Annotated in this window: 16 protein-coding genes; 7 read left to right on the top strand and 9 right to left on the bottom strand. The window is 58.1% G+C overall.

Going from position 1 to position 17,951, the window contains the following annotated elements; all coding sequences use genetic code 11:
• Positions 1-49 precede the first annotated feature (49 nt).
• Positions 50-256, bottom strand: coding sequence for a hypothetical protein (locus tag AACS24_RS18955; RefSeq protein WP_033114225.1), 207 nt, complete (start codon positions 254-256; stop codon positions 50-52).
• 132 nt (positions 257-388) lie between these two features.
• On the opposite strand from AACS24_RS18955, the gene dinB reads away from it, so the two are divergent.
• The 6 genes from dinB (at position 389) to rlmM (ending at position 6,993) form a co-directional block, all read left to right on the top strand.
• Positions 389-1,444 (top strand): DNA polymerase IV, encoded by a 1,056-nt coding sequence (gene dinB, locus AACS24_RS18950; RefSeq protein WP_108571654.1) that lies wholly within the window; start codon positions 389-391, stop codon positions 1,442-1,444.
• Between the two features lie 67 nt (positions 1,445-1,511).
• On the top strand, positions 1,512-3,653 hold the full coding sequence (locus tag AACS24_RS18945) for a methyl-accepting chemotaxis protein (protein ID WP_108571653.1): 2,142 nt from the start codon (positions 1,512-1,514) through the stop codon (positions 3,651-3,653).
• A 283-nt stretch (positions 3,654-3,936) separates the two neighbouring features.
• Positions 3,937-4,857 carry a transcriptional regulator GcvA gene (locus AACS24_RS18940; protein ID WP_005338622.1) on the top strand — a complete coding sequence of 307 codons (921 nt, stop codon included), beginning with the start codon at positions 3,937-3,939 and terminating at the stop codon, positions 4,855-4,857.
• Positions 4,850-5,488 carry an alpha/beta fold hydrolase gene (locus AACS24_RS18935; protein WP_108571652.1) on the top strand — a complete coding sequence of 213 codons (639 nt, stop codon included), beginning with the start codon at positions 4,850-4,852 and terminating at the stop codon, positions 5,486-5,488. Before AACS24_RS18940 ends, AACS24_RS18935 begins: the two co-directional genes overlap by 8 nt.
• Before the next feature lie 31 nt (positions 5,489-5,519).
• The gene (locus AACS24_RS18930; RefSeq protein WP_108571651.1) at positions 5,520-5,906 is read left to right on the top strand and encodes a DUF423 domain-containing protein; all 387 of its coding nucleotides are present in this window, start codon (positions 5,520-5,522) and stop codon (positions 5,904-5,906) included.
• Positions 5,899-6,993 (top strand): 23S rRNA (cytidine(2498)-2'-O)-methyltransferase RlmM, encoded by a 1,095-nt coding sequence (gene rlmM, locus AACS24_RS18925; RefSeq protein ID WP_033114230.1) that lies wholly within the window; start codon positions 5,899-5,901, stop codon positions 6,991-6,993. The genes AACS24_RS18930 and rlmM overlap by 8 nt, the downstream gene beginning before the upstream one ends.
• 73 nt (positions 6,994-7,066) lie before the next feature.
• Here rlmM and AACS24_RS18920 read toward each other — a convergent pair whose 3' ends face one another.
• The 7 genes from AACS24_RS18920 to queF all read right to left on the bottom strand — a co-directional run bounded on the left by AACS24_RS18920 (position 7,067) and on the right by queF (position 16,205).
• Complete coding sequence (locus AACS24_RS18920) at positions 7,067-7,522, bottom strand: hypothetical protein (RefSeq protein WP_258222996.1); 456 nt, start codon at positions 7,520-7,522, stop codon at positions 7,067-7,069.
• Positions 7,523-7,638: 116 nt separating this feature from the next.
• Positions 7,639-8,646: an isocitrate dehydrogenase gene (locus AACS24_RS18915; RefSeq protein WP_033114232.1), complete on the bottom strand. Its 1,008-nt coding sequence runs from the start codon at positions 8,644-8,646 to the stop codon at positions 7,639-7,641.
• Between the two features lie 158 nt (positions 8,647-8,804).
• Positions 8,805-9,605, bottom strand: a complete 801-nt coding sequence (gene xni, locus AACS24_RS18910; RefSeq protein WP_181364234.1) for a flap endonuclease Xni — start codon at positions 9,603-9,605, stop codon at positions 8,805-8,807.
• Between the two features lie 132 nt (positions 9,606-9,737).
• Positions 9,738-11,093, bottom strand: coding sequence for a nucleotide 5'-monophosphate nucleosidase PpnN (gene ppnN / locus AACS24_RS18905; RefSeq protein ID WP_033114234.1), 1,356 nt, complete (start codon positions 11,091-11,093; stop codon positions 9,738-9,740).
• A 150-nt stretch (positions 11,094-11,243) separates the two neighbouring features.
• On the bottom strand, positions 11,244-12,860 hold the full coding sequence (locus tag AACS24_RS18900; protein WP_108571648.1) for a GGDEF domain-containing protein: 1,617 nt from the start codon (positions 12,858-12,860) through the stop codon (positions 11,244-11,246).
• A gap of 88 nt (positions 12,861-12,948) precedes the next feature.
• On the bottom strand, positions 12,949-15,222 hold the full coding sequence (locus AACS24_RS18895; RefSeq protein WP_108571647.1) for a tetratricopeptide repeat protein: 2,274 nt from the start codon (positions 15,220-15,222) through the stop codon (positions 12,949-12,951).
• Positions 15,223-15,356: 134 nt separating this feature from the next.
• A complete protein-coding gene (gene queF, locus AACS24_RS18890) occupies positions 15,357-16,205 on the bottom strand; it encodes an NADPH-dependent 7-cyano-7-deazaguanine reductase QueF (protein ID WP_108571720.1) in 849 nt (282 codons plus the stop codon).
• A gap of 182 nt (positions 16,206-16,387) precedes the next feature.
• On the opposite strand from queF, the gene syd reads away from it, so the two are divergent.
• Positions 16,388-16,936, top strand: a complete 549-nt coding sequence (gene syd, locus AACS24_RS18885; RefSeq protein WP_108571646.1) for a SecY-interacting protein — start codon at positions 16,388-16,390, stop codon at positions 16,934-16,936.
• 127 nt (positions 16,937-17,063) lie between these two features.
• On the opposite strand, the gene AACS24_RS18880 is transcribed toward syd, so the two are convergent.
• A complete protein-coding gene (locus tag AACS24_RS18880) occupies positions 17,064-17,849 on the bottom strand; it encodes a Zn-ribbon-containing protein (protein ID WP_108571645.1) in 786 nt (261 codons plus the stop codon).
• Positions 17,850-17,951 lie beyond the last annotated feature (102 nt).

Here is a 17,951-nt window from a genome sequence, read left to right as displayed (position 1 = left end):
CCGCCATATCGGCAGGGGCCCGTTTTTTCTACCCGGACGATAACCCGGGTCAGTAGTCGTACTCTTTGCACTGTTTCTCGTTGAACTCGGTGCGCCAGCGGGAGAGTTCTTCCTGCGTGCCCAGCTTGTCCCCCTTCTTGATGGCCTGTTCCAGCGCTGCGATGCGATCGTAAAGCCAACGGCACTCGGCGGTCGGATTGTTTTTGCCGATCCCGGCGAGTGGCAGCAGACAGAGTCCCAACCAGAGGTATTTCATTGCCAACACTCCTTGTTACAGTGATTGATGAGGTCTCTTTGGAGTCTAACAGGATAGCAGCCATTGATTGAGATAGAGCTCCTCCCTGGCTTGCAGTAATATAATCTGATGTATGTTTATTTATACAGTGGTATGCGCAAAATCATCCATATCGACATGGACTGCTTTTTTGCCGCGGTGGAGATGCGGGATAACCCCGCATTGCGGGAAGTACCGCTGGCGATAGGAGGGGCGTCCGAGCGGCGTGGCGTCATTTCGACCTGCAATTATGTTGCCCGTCGCTTTGGTGTGCGCTCGGCCATGCCCACCGCGCTGGCGAAAAAGCTCTGTCCGCCGCTGGTGCTGTTGCCGGGAAGGATGGCGCTCTACAAGGATATTTCCCGCCAGTTGAGAGCCATTTTCCATCGCTATACCGATCAGGTGGAGCCCTTGTCGCTGGATGAGGCTTATCTCGATGTGACCCACAGTCGCTGTTGTGGCGGCAGTGCCACCCTGATGGCCCGGGAGATCCGTCATGCCATCGTCACCGAACTGGGACTGACCGCTTCGGCTGGGGTAGCGCCAAACAAGTTTCTGGCCAAGCTCGCCTCGGAACAGCGCAAACCAGATGGTCTGTTCATTATCCGCCCTGACGAGGTGGAGGCGTTTACCTGCCTGCTTCCTCTTGGCAAGTTGCCCGGCGTCGGGCGCAAGACGGCAGAACGGCTGGAGGCGCAAGGTCTGTTCACTTGTGAGGATGCCCGCGCCCTGGCGCCTGAGGAGTTGCAAAGCCGGTTTGGCAAGCTGGGAGAGATGCTGACGAGCCGCATCTGGGGTCTGGATGAAGAGCCGGTGCAGGCACAGCGGATCCGCAAGACGGTGGGCGTGGAAACCACACTGGCAAGCGATCTCTGTGATGAATTGGCCTGCATGGAGGTGCTAAATCGACTGTTGCCCGAGCTGGAGCGCCGCTTCCAGCAGGTCTGCCCGGCAGAACAGCTCATGGGGCAGGGGATCAAGCTCAAATTTGCCGATTTTCACCAGACAACAGTTTATCGCAGTCAGGGAGGATATCAGGCCGAGTTGTTTATACCCTTATTAAAAGAGGGGTTGCTGCGTTCGCAAGGGCGATCGGTGCGTCTACTGGGGTTGGTGGTAGGTTTGCCGAAAGAGGGAGAAGTTAACCAACTATCGCTGGATTTGCTCTGAGATAGTTAAGTTTTTGTTTATAAAGTCGATAAACTATCCATATCGCTATGACGTTAGGAATATTGGCATGAGTGCTCTTTCTGTCCAGGGTCGGATCACCCTGATTGCCGGTTGTTGTTTGTTGGTTACCGCTGCCGCTCTGGTTGCTTCGTCTCTTTACAATGCCAACAAGATGCAGGAGCAAGTGCGACAAGCAACAATGCACGAGGCACAGCAATCGGCAGAAAACTGGATGAAAGCGATGGGTGCGGAGCAGGCTGCCAAGGTGACCAGTTATCTGGACGAGGCCTATTTCCGGGCGACTCTGCTCGCTGAAAATGTGCTGTTCCAGCGCAAGAATGCGGCAGACAACTTTGTTCACTCCGAGGCGCTACGTGGCGCCATCAACCAGCAGTTGCACGATGCCGCGGCCTCTTCCACCAATCTGCTCGGCGTTTACGCGGTGTTTGAACCCGATCAGCTTGACGGGGAGGACAGCAACTATCAGGGTTCCAACGATATTGGCTCCAATGATAAAGGGCGTTTCTCAACCTATTGGGCCTATGACAACGGCAAGCTGGTACCTGAAGTGCAGAACGAGGATGTGCTGGCTGACGAAACACCGACCGCATCTGGTGGCGTTGAAAACGAGTGGTATCGTTGCAGCATTCGTACCAAGGCGCTCTGCCTGCTTGAACCATATCTGGATGATGTCGGCGATAAAAAGGTTCTGATCACTTCAGTAAGCACCCCCCTGCTGGATAACGGCAACTTGCTGGGGATGGTTGGCGTCGATATATCTTTGACTGCGTTGCAAAATCTGGTTTCTGCGATGGACAAGGAGCTCTATGACGGCAAAGGCAGGATTTTGCTGGTCAGCCATGAAGGGCGTGTGGCTGGGGCTGATCAATTCGATGTCACTCTGGGGCGAGCGCTGGATCAGAAGTATCAGGGGCTGGCTGCTGACCTGAAAGGGTGGCTCAACCAAGGGCAGGAGCTGAGCCGCTGGAGCAGCGACGGCTCCATACTGCAAACTTTTGTCCCCGTGACCATGCGCGGAACCGATCGCAAGTGGGGCATCTATATCGAATTGCCCCGAGCCGTGGTGCTGGCATCGGCCCAGCAGCTGCAAGAGGATCTCGCCAGTGAATCGAGCCGCAGCGTCGCCACCCAGCTTGGAATTGGCGCGCTTATCTCCTTGCTGGCCTTGAGCTTTATCTGGCTGATGGCCCGTCAAATCGTTGCTCCCATCCGTGCCGTGGTTGCCCGACTCAAGGATATTGCCACTGGTGAAGGGGACTTGACCCAACGCATCGAAATCCATCGTCAGGATGAGATCGGCGAGCTGGCCAAGTGGTTCAACAGCTTCCTCAACAAACTGCAATCGACCATCAGTCAGGTCATTGCCACGGTAGAAGGAACGCGTACCAGTGCCGAGCAGGCGGCGCATGTCGCCGAGCGCACCAGCACCGGCATGCAGACCCAGTATCAGGAGGTCGATCTGGTCGCTACTGCCTTTGAAGAGCTCAGTGCAACGGCTCTGCAGGTTTCCGGCAACGCCTCCTCGGCGGTTGCTGCGGCCAATGAAACCGACGCTGCCGCACAAGAGGGCAAATATGTGGTGGCTGATACCCAAGAAGCGATGCGCAAGCTGATGGCAATTATCAACAATGCGCTGCCGGTGGTTGAGCGGCTCTCCGCCAACAGTGACAACATCAACGATATTCTCACCGTGATCCAGGGGATTGCGGAGCAGACCAACTTGCTGGCGCTGAATGCGGCCATCGAGGCTGCTCGGGCCGGTGAACAGGGCCGTGGTTTTGCTGTTGTGGCGGACGAGGTGCGCAATCTGGCGGGCCGTACCCAGAATGCGATTGTGGAGATCCAGAAATTGATCAGCGAGCTGCAGTCCGGCACCGGAGCCGTGGTCAAGGCGATCCACGATGGTCATGGCCAGGCTGACCAGACGCTGGGCAAGGTCGATCTCTCGGTGCGGGTGCTGGAGCAGATCATCCAGTCGGTCTCCACCATCCACCAGATGAACGAGCAGATTGCCCGGGCAGCGCAGGAGCAAAGCCGGGTAGCTGACGAGATCAATCGCAACGTCAGCAACATTCGCGATGTGAGCCACACCATTCGCGCCGAGGCGGCGACTTCCGCCGAAAACGGTCGTGAGTTGTCGGCACTGGCCGACAAGCAGCAGCAACTGGTGGGTCAGTTCAAGGTGTAGGGGAATGAAAAAAGGCGCCATCCGACAGGAGGCGCCAAACACATTCAGATGACAGACTGGGTCAAATCGATAAGATTTAAACCCCTCTTCCCGCAGAGGAAGAAACACAACACCACAATCACAGTCGAACGACTCACGAAAAACCCATGCAAACCAACATGTAGTAGAAAATGTGAGCCATATGGCGACTGATTGCTGGGCGAATTATGTTTATTCACTGGTCGACCCGCAACCGACAAATTATAATGCGCCCCATTAGAAAAACTCATCGTCGGCTGGTGTCATGTCTCGTCGTTTACCCCCGCTCAATGCCCTCAAGGCGTTCGAAGCTGCGGCTCGTCACTTAAGCTTTACCCGGGCTGCGGAAGAGCTGTTCGTTACCCAGGCTGCCATCAGTCATCAGATCAAGGCGCTGGAGGAGTATCTTGGCATCAAGCTGTTCCGCCGCAAGAACCGCTCTCTGCTGTTGACGGAAGAGGGGCAGGGCTACTTCCTCGATATCAAGGATATCTTCGCCTCCATTTCGGAAGCGACCGACAAGCTGCTGGCGCGCAGCGCCAAAGGGGCGCTGACGGTGAGCCTGCAGCCGAGTTTTGCCATCCAGTGGCTGGTGCCGCGGCTGGTGAAGTTCAGCGAGCGCCATCCCGACATCGATGTGCGGATCAAGGCGGTCGATCTGGATGAAGGCTCCCTGACCGATGATGTTGATGTGGCGATCTACTACGGCCGCGGCAACTGGCCGGGTCTGCGCTCGGACAAGCTTCACACCGAATACCTGATCCCCGTCTGCTCCCCCTTGCTGCTGACTGGCCCGAAGCCACTGCGCACTCCGCAGGATCTGACCTTGCACACTCTGTTGCACGACACTTCCCGCCGCGACTGGAAGGCGTGGTTCCGCCAGCTCGATATCGATGCGCCCAACGTCAATCAGGGCCCCATCTTCAGCCACTCCACCATGGTGATCCAGGCGGCGATCCACGGTCAGGGAGTGGCACTTGGCCACAGCGTGCTGGCTCAGCCCGAGATTGAGGCTGGCCGCCTCATCTGTCCGTTCGAGCAGGTGCTGGTGAGCAAAAATGCCTTCTATCTGGTTTGTCAGGAGCAGCAGTCTGATCAGGGCAAGATCGTAGCCTTTCGCGACTGGATGCTGGAGCTGGTGGAGCAGGAAGAGGCCCGCCGCAGAGCGCGACTCGCCGATGCATGAGGTGATCCGTGAGGGGGCAGTTGATGCCCCCGTTCGCATTTTATTGGCACATGGTGCCGGCGCCGGAATGGAACATACCTTTCTCGCCGAGCTGTCGCGCCTGCTGGCCGGGCCGGATATCGAGGTGGTGCGCTTCAACTTTCCCTATATGAGCAAGCGAGCTCTGGATGGCAAGCGTCGCCCGCCAGACCGACAACCCGTCTTGCTTGCCCACTGGCGCGAGGTGGTGCGGGAATTTGCCCATCCCCGGCTGTTTCTGGCTGGCAAGTCGATGGGAGGGCGGATGGCGGCCGAGATCAGTGACGAGATCTATTGCGAGATGAATGCTGCAGGTTTGCTCATTCTCGGGTATCCTTTCCACCCCCCGGCCAGGCCCGACCGTTGGCGGGGTGAGGTACTCAAGCAGATCAAGACGCCGACCCTGCTGCTGCAAGGGGAGCGCGACACTTTCGGTTCTCGCGTCGAACTGGCCGATTTTCCTTTCTCATCCGCCGTATCGGTCCATTGGCTGACCGATGGTGATCATGGTTTCAAGCCGAGAAAGAGCAGTGGTCTTTGCGAGCAGGATAATCTGCAACAGGCGGCCAGCCGGATACGGCAATTCGTTGGTGCCTTGCCGGCGCCGGTTTGACGCGTCGGGGAATCACAGAAGGAGAGTCAGGATGAGTATCCATCGACACTGGCTGGTGCTGGCCGGTTTTTTCGGGCTGACGGCAACCATGCTGGGGGCTTACGGCGCCCACGGACTGGCCGCTACCGGCATTGCTCCCGAGCGTCTGGTGGCCTTTAATACCGCCGTGCAGTATCAGTTTTTTCACGCATTGGCCCTGTTTGTACTGGGTTGGTGCGGGGTGCGTAGCAAGGTGATTACCGTTGCCGGCACCTCATTTGTGCTGGGGATCCTGGGATTCTCCGGCAGTATTTACGCCATGGTGCTGCTTGGCAGCAAGGGGCTGGGGCTCATTACCCCGGCCGGTGGCCTCTGTTTTATGTTGGGATGGGCGGCTCTTATCTGGGCTGGCTGTCGTCTTGGAGGAAAAAATGAATAATCTGCTGCTTTATTGCCGCCCCGGTTTTGAGAAAGAGGCGGCTGCAGAGATCACCGAGCGTGCCGGTAACATGCAGTGCTACGGTTTCGCCCGGGTCAAGGACGACAGTGGTTATGTGATATTCGAACTGTATGACGAGGAGCAGGCGGATCTGCTGGCTCGCAAGCTGCCGTTCCGCGAGCTTATTTTTATCCGTCAGATGCTGGTGGTCACCCACGATCTGAAGGATCTGGATGTTGCGGATCGGATCACCCCCATCATCGACGCTGTTCGCGAATACACCATTTGTGGCGATTTGCGGGTAGAGACCGCTGACACCAACGAAGCGAAAGAGCTGTCGGCCTTCTGCCGCAAGTTCACTGTGCCGCTGCGTCAGGCGCTGCGCAACAACGAGATCCTCACCAAGAAGGAGACGCCGAACCGCCCGGTGTTCCACGCCTTCTTCATGGCCAATGATCACGTGCTTCTGGGTTACTCCTACTCCTTCAACAACTCCGGATTCCACATGGGGATCCCGCGTCTGCGCTTCCCGGCCGATGCGCCGAGCCGCTCCAGCCTCAAGCTGGAAGAGGCGTTTTACGTGTTCGTGCCGCGAGAAGAGTGGGATACGCGTCTCTGCTCCGGCCTGAAGGCGGTGGATCTGGGCGCCTGCCCGGGTGGCTGGACCTATCAGCTGGTGCGCCGTGGCATGATGGTGACGGCGGTCGACAACGGCATGATGGCGCAATCTCTGATGGATACCGGTCAGGTCAAACATGTGCGCGATGACGGCTTTGTCTGGCGTCCGAGCAAGAAGAACACCTACTGGCTGGTGTGCGACATGGTCGATAAACCGGCGCGTGTCGTTCACATGATTGCGGACTGGTTCCGGGAGAATGATTGCCAGGAGGCGATGTTCAACCTCAAGCTGCCGATGAAGAAGCGTTATGCCGAATCGGTGCACAATATCGAGGTATTGCGTGAGATGCTCAAGGAGATCGACAACGCGTTCGTGATCCAGGCCAAGCAGCTCTACCACGATCGTGAAGAGATCACCGTGCATGTCTACAACAAGTACTGGGTTTCCAAGCTGCAGCCCAAGGTCTGATAGACAGAGCGCACATCCGAGATAGTAAAAGACCGGCGAGGAAACTCACCGGTCTTTTACTATCTGGCACTGGCTAGAAGCGATAATCGACGCGCAGGGAGGATTCGTCATTGGTTACTTTCAGCTCGATCTCGAGGGGAATGCTCTTGTCGACCGGATTGAGTTGCAGCTTTACCCCGTTGCCTCTCAGTTTGATCGCCGTATTCATGGTGCCGGTTCTGAACTTGACCTTGGGTTTGTAGCGTTCGAAAGAGAGGCTGACACCCTTTTCCAGAGTGAGATTGAGCTGCGGGTAGGAGGTGATCTGCTGGTTGCCGTAGTTGTCGGTGGTGACTTCGATGCTGAACGAGAGCGGTTTGGGAGCTTTGAGCAGATCGTTGGTATCCAACGTAGAGCGCCACACTTCGCGACTGGTCAGTGCCTGCTGGCGCGGGAGCATGGCCCCCGGATTGGTGCTGTTTTCCAATGCGACAGCCCGGTCAGTCAAAAGCAACAACCCTGTCAAAAATACCATTCCGGTAGTACGCATCGGAGACCCTCCCTGTCGCCTCTTCATTGAACATAGACGGCAATGTCCGGCTGGGTAAGGGGGTTGTGCATATAAAAAAGGGAGCCGAAGCTCCCTTTTTAAATCAATGAATTAACTCACAGTCGATCGATGATGGCCTGAGTAAATTCGCTGGTGGAGGCGCTACCACCCAGATCCCGGGTAACCCGATCACCGGATTCGATGGTGGCGCGTACCGCCTCGCGGATCCGCTCTGCTTTATCCTGCATGCCGAGGTACTCCAGCATCTGGATGGAGGCGAGGATCACTGAGGTCGGGTTGGCGATATTCTTGCCTGCGATATCCGGCGCCGAGCCGTGCACCGCTTCGAAGATGGCGGCACCATCGCCGATGTTGGCACCCGGCGCCATGCCGAGACCGCCAACCAGACCTGCGCACAAATCCGAGAGAATGTCGCCAAACAGGTTGGTGGTGACCATCACATCGAAGCGCTCCGGATACATCACCAGATTCATGCAGGCGGCATCGACGATCATCTCTTCGCTCTGGATATCCGGGTAGTGGCTGGCGATTTCACGAGCCACTTCGAGGAACAGGCCGGAGGTTGACTTGAGGATGTTGGCCTTGTGGATGATGGTGACCTTCTTGCGCCCTTCCTGTCGGGCCAGCTCGAAGGCGAATTTGACGATGCGCTCGGCTCCTTCGCGGGTGATGATGCTCATCGCCTCGGCGCTCTTGTTGTCATCGCTGCGTTTCTGGCCAGCGCCCGAGTACATCCCTTCGGTATTCTCGCGCACCGTGATGATGTCGATATTTTCGTAACGGCTCTTGGTACCCTTGAAGGAGATGACCGGGCGCACGTTGGCGTAGAGGTTGAATTTCTTGCGCAGGGATACGTTGATGGAGGTAAAACCGCCGCCAACCGGAGTGGTGAGCGGACCTTTCAGGGTGACCTTGTTCTTCTCGATCAGATCCAGCGTCGCCTGTGGCAGCAGTTCGCCATGTTTTTCAAGGGCAACCAGACCCGCATCTGCATACTCATATTCGAAATCACAGCCTGCGTGGGTCAGGATCTGGATGGCTGATTCGATGATGCTGGGGCCAATGCCGTCGCCCGGGATAACGGTAATTGTTCTTTTGGACATGAGAGGGTTCCACTTCCAGGGTATAGGGGAGGATGGGGCTGCTTTATATCATTTACTTAGCAATCCAACCACATTCCTTTACATTCTACTCATTTTCATCAACGGTGAGGGTGAGTCTCGTCATGGTTCGCGTCCTTGCCTGCATTTTTGTTCGAGCGTTATTCGGGCTGGGGCGGGTAACGGATGTCCCGCAGGTTGAATCCTAGCGGAATATCCTGTTGCAACCGCACCAATCGCTGGGCCAGCAGCGCCTCTTCCCTGTGCTGACGCAGCTTGAGCAGCGCTTTCGCTGCCTCTTCCTGCTCGCTGGCAGCTAGCATGGCGGCCAGATCGCCATATTGCTGCAGCAGCTGGGTAGCGGTCTTGGGGCCAATCCCCGGAACACCCTTGATATTGGAGCCCCCGATACCGGTCAGCGCCCAGAAATCGACCAGTTGTGTCGGCGCAACCCTGTATTGCTGTTCGACAAAGGCGGCATCCAGCCAGCGCTTGTTGAAGTAGTCGCGGATCTGGATCTGCGGGCAGATAAGTTGGCAGAACCCCTTGTCGGTGGAGATGATGGTAGCTCTTGCCCCGTGTTGGGCAATGCCACATGCAAGGGTGGCGATGAGATCGTCTGCTTCATCGGTTTCTGAAAGCAGGGAGTCGATGCCGCACTCCCAGAAGGCATCTTGCAGTGTACCCAGCCCTTCGCGCAGCTCCGGTGGCATGGGTGTGCGTCCCTCCTTGTAGGCCGGATAGATCTCCTTGCGCCAGCTATGCACCTCGCCATCAAACATGGCGATGACATGGGTTGGTTCGCTATTGGTCAGCAACTTGCGGCAGGTATTGACGAGGTTGGCGCGGGTGGCGACCAGCGCCTGGGCAGGAGTCAGTGCCTGCTGCGATTGTACCGCATGCAGACGACGGATGAGGTTGAGGGCATCGATGATAAGCAGGTGTGGCCTTGGATTTGACATGGGGCACTCTTGGCAGTCGGAACGCCCCATTGTAACAAACCAGCGGGCCTGATGGGGGATTGATGGTCGCTGGCAGTTGAGTGGCAAATAGAGAGGGGCGCATTGCGCCCCTCGATTTACCTGTTGTCCCCGTCAGCGTACGATTTCGTAGCAAGGCACATACTGACTGCCCGGCAGCTTCATCCGTTGCTGCTTGACGAAGCTCTCCAGCAGCTTGTCCATCAGGTGCATCAGCTCCTTGTCGCCGTGCAGCTTGAAGGGGCCTTTCTTCTCGATGGCGCGAATGCCACCCTCTTTCACGTTGCCCGCGACGATGCCGGAGAAGGCTCGACGCAGGTTGGCCGCCAGCAGTTGGGGTGGCTGGTTGCGGTGCAGGTCAAGACTGGCCATGTTGGCGTGATCCGGCTCGAAGGGGAGCTGGAATTCCGGCTCAATTTTGAGCGACCAGTTGAAGGAGTAGGCATCGCCGACCGATTTGCGGTATTCGCGAATTTTCGGCATCGCCTCTTTCATCACCCGCGCCACTTCCGGTGCATCGCCGACGATGATCCGGTAGAGACGGGTGGCCGGTTCGCCGAGGGTCGCCTTGACGAAGTCGTCGATGGCACGGAAGTAGTCCGCACTCTCTTTCGGGCCGGTCAGGATGATGGGCATCGGCTGGCGTTCGTTGGCCGGGTTCATCATGATGCCGAGCAGATAGAGCAGCTCTTCTGCCGTACCTACTCCGCCCGGGAAGATGATGATGCCGTGGCCGAGGCGCACGAAGGCTTCCAGTCGCTTCTCGATATCCGGCAGTATCACCAGCTCGTTGACGATGGGGTTGGGCGGCTCGGCCGCGATGATGGAGGGTTCGGTCAGGCCGATGTAACGGCCGTTGCGTACCCGCTGCTTGGCGTGACCGACTGCAGCGCCCTTCATCGGGCCTTCCATGGCGCCCGGGCCACAGCCGGTACAGATGTTGAGCTCGCGTAGACCCAGCTCGTTGCCGACTGCCCGGGTGTACTGGTATTCGATCTCGTTGATGGAGTGGCCGCCCCAGCAGACGATCAGGTTGGGATCGGCGCCGGGCTGGATCACCTTGGCATTGCGCAGGATGGCAAAGACCACGTTGGAGATGTGGGTTGAATTGGTCAGATTGACCTGACGGTTCGATTCGAGCTGGTTGGAGACATAAAGGATGTCGCGCAGCACCGAGAAGAGGTGCTCCTGAATGCCGCGAATGATCTCGCCATCGACGAAGGCGTGTTCCGGCGCGTTGAACAGCTCGAGTTTGACCCCGCGCTCGCGCCGGATCACGTGAATATCAAACGATTTGAAACGCTCAAGTATCTCTTTGGAGCTATCGGTGTGGCTGCCAGAGTTGAGCACCGCCAGCGAACAGTTGCGAAACAGCTGATAGATATCGCTGGAGGCTGTCTGCTTGAGGCGATCGACCTCAAGCTGTGACAGCAAATCCATGCTGCCGACCGGATTTATATGCGTAATCATAGGGTTCCCCTTTACTCATCTTGTTATCGTTGTGCTTTTCCCTGGGGAGAAAAGGGGATGCCTTCTTGCATCCCCTGACTTCGATAGTAGTGGTAACTGAGGGGGGAGGGAAATAGGGGGACGACTGTTCGCTGTTTTTTTGACCGCTCGTCAGGCCAGAGTCACTTGATCCCGACCGGTATGCTTGGAGTGGTAGAGCGCCTTGTCCGCCCGCTCGAACACATCGGACGGGTTGTCCCCCTCCTTGAACAGGGTGGCGCCGATGGAGATGGTGATCTCCACCTTGGCATCCCGAAAGCGGAACGGAATGCTCTTGATGGTCTGGCGCAATGTTTCAAGGGGCTTCTGGAACTTGTCCGGATTGATGTTGGGCAGCAGCACCACAAACTCCTCGCCGCCGAAACGGGCGATGAAGTCGGTGTCACGCAGAGCACTTTGCAGCGCCTTGGCAACCACTTTCAGCGCCTTGTCGCCCGCCATGTGACCGTAGTTGTCATTGATGTTCTTGAAGTGATCGATGTCGATAATGGCCATGCAGAGCGGCGTGCGATAGCGAAGCCAGCGTTTGTACTCCTGCTCCAGCCGTTCGTCGAGGGCTGCCCGGTTGTGCACCTGGGTCAGGCTGTCGAGGAACAGCTTGTGCTTCTGGATGGTGAGCCGCTTCTTGTACTCGGCGGTCTCCTCCTTCATCAACCTGAGCTTGGACTCCATGGTGGAGAGGCGGGTGAGCAGATGGCGCTCCCTTGCCGCTGTGTTTTCGCGCTCCTGCAACAGCTGGTTTATGGCCCCCATATGGCCGGAAATTGCCTCTTTGAGTGCATCGAGAGTGTTGTGGCTGGCCAATGTCTGATCGATGGCCTGCAACTCGTTCACCAGCGCCTCGCGGGTCTCTTTGGTTTCGTTGTGCAGGGCGCGCCCTTCATCCAGCGACTCGGTAAAACCGACGTGAACGGCGGAAAGGCTTTCGTTGAGGGTGCTCAGGAAGGCGCGGGAGGCTTTACGCTCTTCACGGGTGCCCTCAATGATGAGTTCGATCACCTGCAGACTGGTTTCGGCCAGCAGGGCCGGGTTGATCCCGATCAGCAGCTGGCGGCGAATGTCACTCAGGCTCTCGCCGATGGAACCTGCAAAATCGAGCTCGGTGATGAGACGCTGCAACTCGTCGGCAAGACGGACATGCTCCTTGAGATCGAAGGCATCGTTTTCTGCCTGGGGCTCGCCGGGGTTCGCTTCACTCTCGGCTGTGGATTGCTCCGGATTGACCTGCAGAGGCTGGCTTGGCAGCAGCTGGATCTTGATGGCCTGCTGGTAGAACTCCAGCAGCCGGATCACCTTCTTCTGATGGTCGGCAATGCCGTAGCCGGCGGGGCTGGCCAAAAACTCCTTGAGGGATTTGCGGGTCTCTTCCGGGAAGCCTTTGATGGTCTTGAGCTGCCTAGAGCCCAGATCGATGGCGGCCTGAGTCAGGGTCATCGACTCTTCGATGGCATTGCTGTGCTGTTGCAGCAGTTTTTCGATAGCCAGCAGATCGGCGTCAAGGGCGGTGAAAGCGGGATTATTATCGAGTTTCTGCTTGAGTTTGGCGAAGCGGTTGTCCAGCTCTCGGTCGAAACCACGGCAGGAGAGCATCAGCTTGTTGATAAACTGAATGCCGCGAGCACGCTCGGCATCGGAGAATGAGAGTACTCCGTCGAGTTCCAGCTGTTTCTGCTGAAGGGATTCCCTTAGCCTTGCCAATTGTCCTGCTACGGCAGCGATGTCATTCATTATCAGGTCGCCCTGTTGTCATTATTGTTTTTCGTGTCAGATAGCAACAGTGACCGAACCCGTTATCGAGCCTCGTCTGTTATCTATTTTACGGTTGTGGGCCGGTGTCTTGCTTCCTTGCAAGCTGGTGCCAATTAACCCATTGCTTTTCATGAGAAGAATTGACTTTTACCAGTCCCTTGTCAATTGCCATCAGGGCGCATTGCCACACATCCCCATTAAAAAATGCTGCCTGTTGGCAATCGATGGCGGCCAGCTCCAGCCAGACGTTTTGCTGGTGTTTTTCACTGAGCTGAATGGCTCCCGACAAGGCGAGATAACAGAGGTCAAACAGGCCATGGTGATCGAGTGCGGTCGCCGCTTTCGGCAGGAAGGGGTGGCTGACGATGCCAAGGCTGACCTGGCGATCGATGGGGTAGTCGCAGGGGAAGGCGGCGATGGCGATCAGCAGATCGCCGGCCAACTGATGCAGATTGGCCACATGCCGCTGCGGTACCACATAGAGCAGGTGCCCTTCGCGCAAATCGTAGATGCGGCCATCCTGCGGGGTCAGAGTCTCGATATAGGCGCCAAAGGCTTGTTCAATCTCGCTGCTGGCCTGATAGCCATGCCGCTCCCGCACATTGAGCAGGAAAGGGACCCTGAACAGCAGGTAGTGCAGCTTGTCGTCAAATTCGCTGGTGGGCTCTTCGCTCAGATACCAGCGATCCGATTTGAGCTGGCGTTTGGCCATCTCCCGTGGCCAGCGGTTCATCAGGCGCTGCCAGTTGGCCAAACCCGAACGGGGCTCTACCAGCAGGGCTTCACCGGTGCGCTTGGCCTGCAGCCGGGCGGTGCGCAGCTTGAGCCAGAGGGTAAAGAAGAGATAGATAAAAAGGGCGAGCAGCAGGCTGGTGGTGATGCTCGACCAGAGATAGCGCTCCTGCTGGTGCTGACTCTGGCTTAGTTGCTGCTCCAGCTCCTTGATGTGCTGCACCCGTTCGACGTGGACATAGTTGTCACGGATCGCCGCCTGCTCCTGGGCGATCTCCTGCTGGCGCACCTCCTCACCCAGTCGGTGGAAGCGCTTGTAGCTGTCCAGCGCCTGGCGCAGGAATCCTTTCTGTTCGTAGGCCAGCGAGAGCAGGCGGAACACTTCGTACTGGCGGCGGGTATCGCCGATCTGGTCGGCCAGTGCCCGGGCATTCTCCAGCTGCAGGATGGCGATGGCAGCTTCCTGCTTTTTCAGATAGAGCTCGCCGAGCAGCAGCAGGGTATCGATAAGCGGCTCTTTGGCATCGTTCAGCTCATGGGACTGGCGTGCCGCATTGAGGTAGTTGCTGGCCAGCGAGAGGTTGCCGCTTTGCAGGTAGGTCTTGCCTATCTCGTACTTGAGTAGGGAGGACTGTGGCCGGTTGCTCCCTTCATCGATGAGGTCGAGGGCATTGAAGAAGTAGACCAGCGCCAGATTGAGATCACCCTGATCCCGGTTGAGGCGCGCCAGCACGATGAGCGAGTCGCACAGCAGGGAGGGGTTACCGATGGAGTGGAAGTAGTTGGCCGCTTCATTGGCATACTGGAGCGCTTTCTGGGGCTCCTGCTCCTGCTGGTAGAGCTTGACGATCTGGTTGGAGAGCAGGCCGAGGAAGAGCGGATCGTTGAGATTTCTCGCCTGCTGCTGGGCATCGATATATTCGCCAAGGGCCAGTTGGGGTTGCTGCAGGGCGCGATAGAGATCGCCGCTGATGGCGCTGACCCAGGCGCTGGCCAGCGGATAGCCCGCTTTGGCTGCCCAGTTGCGCGCCTCGGCCAGATGGACTTTGGCATCCTCGAGCTGCTGATTGTCGATGTCATAGCTGGTGTGCAGCAGCCGGCTGTAGATCTGCAGCTGGCTCTGCTTGAGGTTGGGTGCTGTCAGCTGCTCCTCAAGCTCGCTGAGCAAAGGGCGACTGCTGCTCTGGCTGTCAGGCTTGAGCAGCTGGCTGCGGATCTTGAGATAGAGGCCGTGCGCCTTGAGCTCTGGCAGATTCTCCTTGTCAGCCAGAACCATCGCCTTGTCGAGCGCCTGCTGGGTAGCCTGATACTGGCCCAGCTGCAACAGGCACTCCCCCTTGAGCAGATAGGCGCCGACGGACTGGGCGATGGTGCTGTAGTTCAGGATCGGCTCGCGATAGCCGAACTCCTGCCGGTTGCTGATGATCTGCTGGGGATTGTTGGCTGCGCGCGTCAGGAAGGCAGAGGTGATCTGGACGCATCTGGCGGGATCGGTCTGAACCAGCGACTGAGCCTGCTGGAGGTCGACAGAGAGCTGCTCCTTGTCCAGATCCAGATTCGGAGCGGACAGGGAAGACATCATCATGGCCAGAAAAAACAGTTGATTCATTGGATTAAGGACGGCACAGGGGTGAGGGCATGTTATCCAACGCCCCCCTGTGCGTCCAGAGTTTACTCATGCTTCCCTTGCAGATAAGAAGAGGGCGTCCAACCGACGCCCTCTCTTTTGTCATATCACCCGTTTTACTGACGGATAAGCCGCAGATTGGCGGGCACCGCCTCGAAATCGGAGCGGAACGGGTTGATGTCGAGGCCGCCGCGACGGGTGTAGCGGGCATAGACGGTGAGCTGCTCCGGCTGGCAGTAGTGCTTGAGGTCGATGAAGATGCGCTCGATGCACTGCTCGTGGAACTCGTTGTGCTGACGGAACGAGATGAGGTAGCGCAGCAGCTTCTCCCGATCCAGTTTCGGCCCCTTGTAGCGGATCACCACAGAGCCCCAGTCCGGCTGGCTGGTGACCAGACAGTTGGATTTGAGCAGGTGGCTGTGCAGGGTCTCCTCGACCAGCTCGCTGCTGGCGGCGCCCTGCAGCAGGTCGGCATCAAACTCGTAGTTATCGACCTCGATATCCAGCTCGTCGATGCACTCGCCGGGCAGGGTGGCGATCTGGTGCGGGGCGCGATCGAGCGGGAACAGGGTCACCTTGACCGGCTCGCCGGCGCAGGCGCCGAGATCTTGCTCCAGCATGGCCGCCACCGCATCGATGGAGTCACAGCGGGTCTGGTTGAAGGAGTTGAGGTAGAGCTTGAACGATTTGGACTCGATAAGATTCGGGCTGGTCGCGGGAATGGTCACTTCGCCCACGGCCACCATCGGCTTGCCCTTGCTGTTGAGCCAGGAGAGCTCATAGAGCGTCCAGACATCGCAACCGGTAAAGGGGAGGGCGTCACCAAGTTTCAGGTCATCCCGGTTCAGGCTGCGGGGAACCGGTTGCAGCAGGGAGGGGGTGTACTGGCTGATGTAGTCGGCTTGCTGGCCCAGGCTCAAGCCCTTGAGGGCGCTGGCGCCGGCGTATCTATCTTGTTTGCTCACAGGTTTGCTCACCTAATGTGTTCATCATGATTGGGAGGAAGCGGGCCATTGCATGGCCAGAGCGTGCTCGCAGCCTTGCCAGCGGGGATAACCCCGAGATGCAGCGGGGCGCTGGCAACCTTGTCTGTCACCCGGTTTGATGGTGCAATAGCGGACTTTGCCAGCAATTGTGGGGATTTTCGATGTCGGATCAAGTTTTGTCTGCCCTGAAGCACTTTTTTACCCGCTGGCAGCGTGACGGCGAGGCCAGACGAGGCTTGCCCCTGTGCCAGTGGGAGTCGGAGTGGCGCTCCCCCTGTCAGCTTGGCGAGCCGGTCGACGGTCAGATCAGCTGGCGTCCCCATCTGCGCAGCGAGCCCGGCGATTTCACCGCCATGAATGAGGCGCTGGAGATGCAGCTTCATCCTGCGGCGACCACCCTGTTTGGCCACTGGTTCAGCCGTCCTATCCCCTGCCTCTTCAAGGGGCTGCGTCTTGAGCTGATCCTGCCGTGGAACGACGCGGATCTCGACCTGCTCAAGGAGAACCTCATCGGTCATCTGTTGATGCTGCGCAAGCTCAAGCGCACCCCCTCGATCTTCCTTGCGACCACCCGCAACGAGATGACGCTTATCTCCCTTGATAACGAGAGTGGTCAGGTGTGGCTGGAGTGGCTCGACTCAGGCCGCCGGCTGCCGCTGGCCCCCTCCTTGCCGGCGTTTCTGGAGCGGCTGGAGACCCTGCCGCAATAGTGCTGTTCGAGCCACCACCGCTTGGCGGAACAGATCTCGAAACGAAATGCCGAAATGAATATCGAAACAAAAAGAGCCTTGCCATGCGGCAAGGCTCTTTTTATGGCGTCACGGGCAGGGTGTGCGCTTAATCCTTGAAATCCCAGGAGAGGTTGGAGACAAGGCGGCAGCTGTCGCACTTGAAGTCGAAGATCTCGTGCAGCGGTTCTGCCAGCGCCCACTCGCCACCACAGCTCGGGCAGGGGCGCGCCTTCTCCTCGGCCGCGCTCACGCCCCCCACCCGGTAGAGGTAGTAGTAGGTGGGGATGCCGGTCAGCACTTCCAGCCGTTTGGCGAGATCGCTGCCGCGCCGGTAGAGACGGCTACCCACTTCCCCAATCTCGTGCAGCGCCGCATGTTCGGCGATGGAGCCGTTCATCTGCAGCTGATCGCACGCCTCCCAATCCTCCTGCCACTTGATGATCTGCTTGTGATCGCCGTTGGCGATGGCTGGCACCTGATAGAGCGGGATAGGGGCGAAGTGGTCGCCGCAGCGCAGCGGTGAGCAGGTGTGCAGGAAGCTGGTATAGAGCATCATCCAGCTGGGGCGCTCGCCCTGTTGGCCGCAAGGATCTGTGCTGTCGGAGAGCAAATCCGCCCCCTGCAGATGGAGTTTGGGCGCCAGCAGCCCCGCCTGATTGAGCTGCTGCTCGGCCAGCTTTACCTGCTCGCTCTGGTTGTCCGGGTGGAGGCTGTCCTGCTCCGGGCAGACCACCCGGCTGACGAAATAGCCCTCGTGCATGCTGGTGGGAAACTCGCGGCCGAGGATCTGCCCCTGATAGCGCAGCATGTCCAGATAGTTGACGATGGCCCGCTCGGCGTCACCGAGGGAGGTGTTGCGGTAGCACTCAAAGCAGAGTTCGACGATATACATGGCTCAGTTTTTCCCCTGCTGGATGAGCAGGTCGGTCAGCCGATCCACTTTGCGTTCGAGACGATTGAGCTGTTCGGCAAGCTGCAGCAGGGTGGGCTCGGC

This window comes from Aeromonas sp. HMWF016 (assembly GCF_963878195.1).
Taxonomy (GTDB): Bacteria; Pseudomonadota; Gammaproteobacteria; order Enterobacterales; family Aeromonadaceae; genus Aeromonas; species Aeromonas lacus.
The sequence above is the reverse complement of the archived record's forward strand: the minus strand, read 5'-3'. Positions and strand labels throughout refer to the sequence as shown.

Coding starts and splice junctions, on each gene's coding strand:
- AACS24_RS18955 (WP_033114225.1), bottom strand. CDS start 256: ATGAAATACCTCTGGTTGGGACTCTGTCTGCTGCCACTCGCCGGGATC.
- dinB (WP_108571654.1), top strand. CDS start 389: ATGCGCAAAATCATCCATATCGACATGGACTGCTTTTTTGCCGCGGTG.
- AACS24_RS18945 (WP_108571653.1), top strand. CDS start 1,512: ATGAGTGCTCTTTCTGTCCAGGGTCGGATCACCCTGATTGCCGGTTGT.
- AACS24_RS18940 (WP_005338622.1), top strand. CDS start 3,937: ATGTCTCGTCGTTTACCCCCGCTCAATGCCCTCAAGGCGTTCGAAGCT.
- AACS24_RS18935 (WP_108571652.1), top strand. CDS start 4,850: ATGCATGAGGTGATCCGTGAGGGGGCAGTTGATGCCCCCGTTCGCATT.
- AACS24_RS18930 (WP_108571651.1), top strand. CDS start 5,520: ATGAGTATCCATCGACACTGGCTGGTGCTGGCCGGTTTTTTCGGGCTG.
- rlmM (WP_033114230.1), top strand. CDS start 5,899: ATGAATAATCTGCTGCTTTATTGCCGCCCCGGTTTTGAGAAAGAGGCG.
- AACS24_RS18920 (WP_258222996.1), bottom strand. CDS start 7,522: ATGCGTACTACCGGAATGGTATTTTTGACAGGGTTGTTGCTTTTGACT.
- AACS24_RS18915 (WP_033114232.1), bottom strand. CDS start 8,646: ATGTCCAAAAGAACAATTACCGTTATCCCGGGCGACGGCATTGGCCCC.
- xni (WP_181364234.1), bottom strand. CDS start 9,605: ATGTCAAATCCAAGGCCACACCTGCTTATCATCGATGCCCTCAACCTC.
- ppnN (WP_033114234.1), bottom strand. CDS start 11,093: ATGATTACGCATATAAATCCGGTCGGCAGCATGGATTTGCTGTCACAG.
- AACS24_RS18900 (WP_108571648.1), bottom strand. CDS start 12,860: ATGAATGACATCGCTGCCGTAGCAGGACAATTGGCAAGGCTAAGGGAA.
- AACS24_RS18895 (WP_108571647.1), bottom strand. CDS start 15,222: ATGAATCAACTGTTTTTTCTGGCCATGATGATGTCTTCCCTGTCCGCT.
- syd (WP_108571646.1), top strand. CDS start 16,388: ATGTCGGATCAAGTTTTGTCTGCCCTGAAGCACTTTTTTACCCGCTGG.
- AACS24_RS18880 (WP_108571645.1), bottom strand. CDS start 17,849: ATGTATATCGTCGAACTCTGCTTTGAGTGCTACCGCAACACCTCCCTC.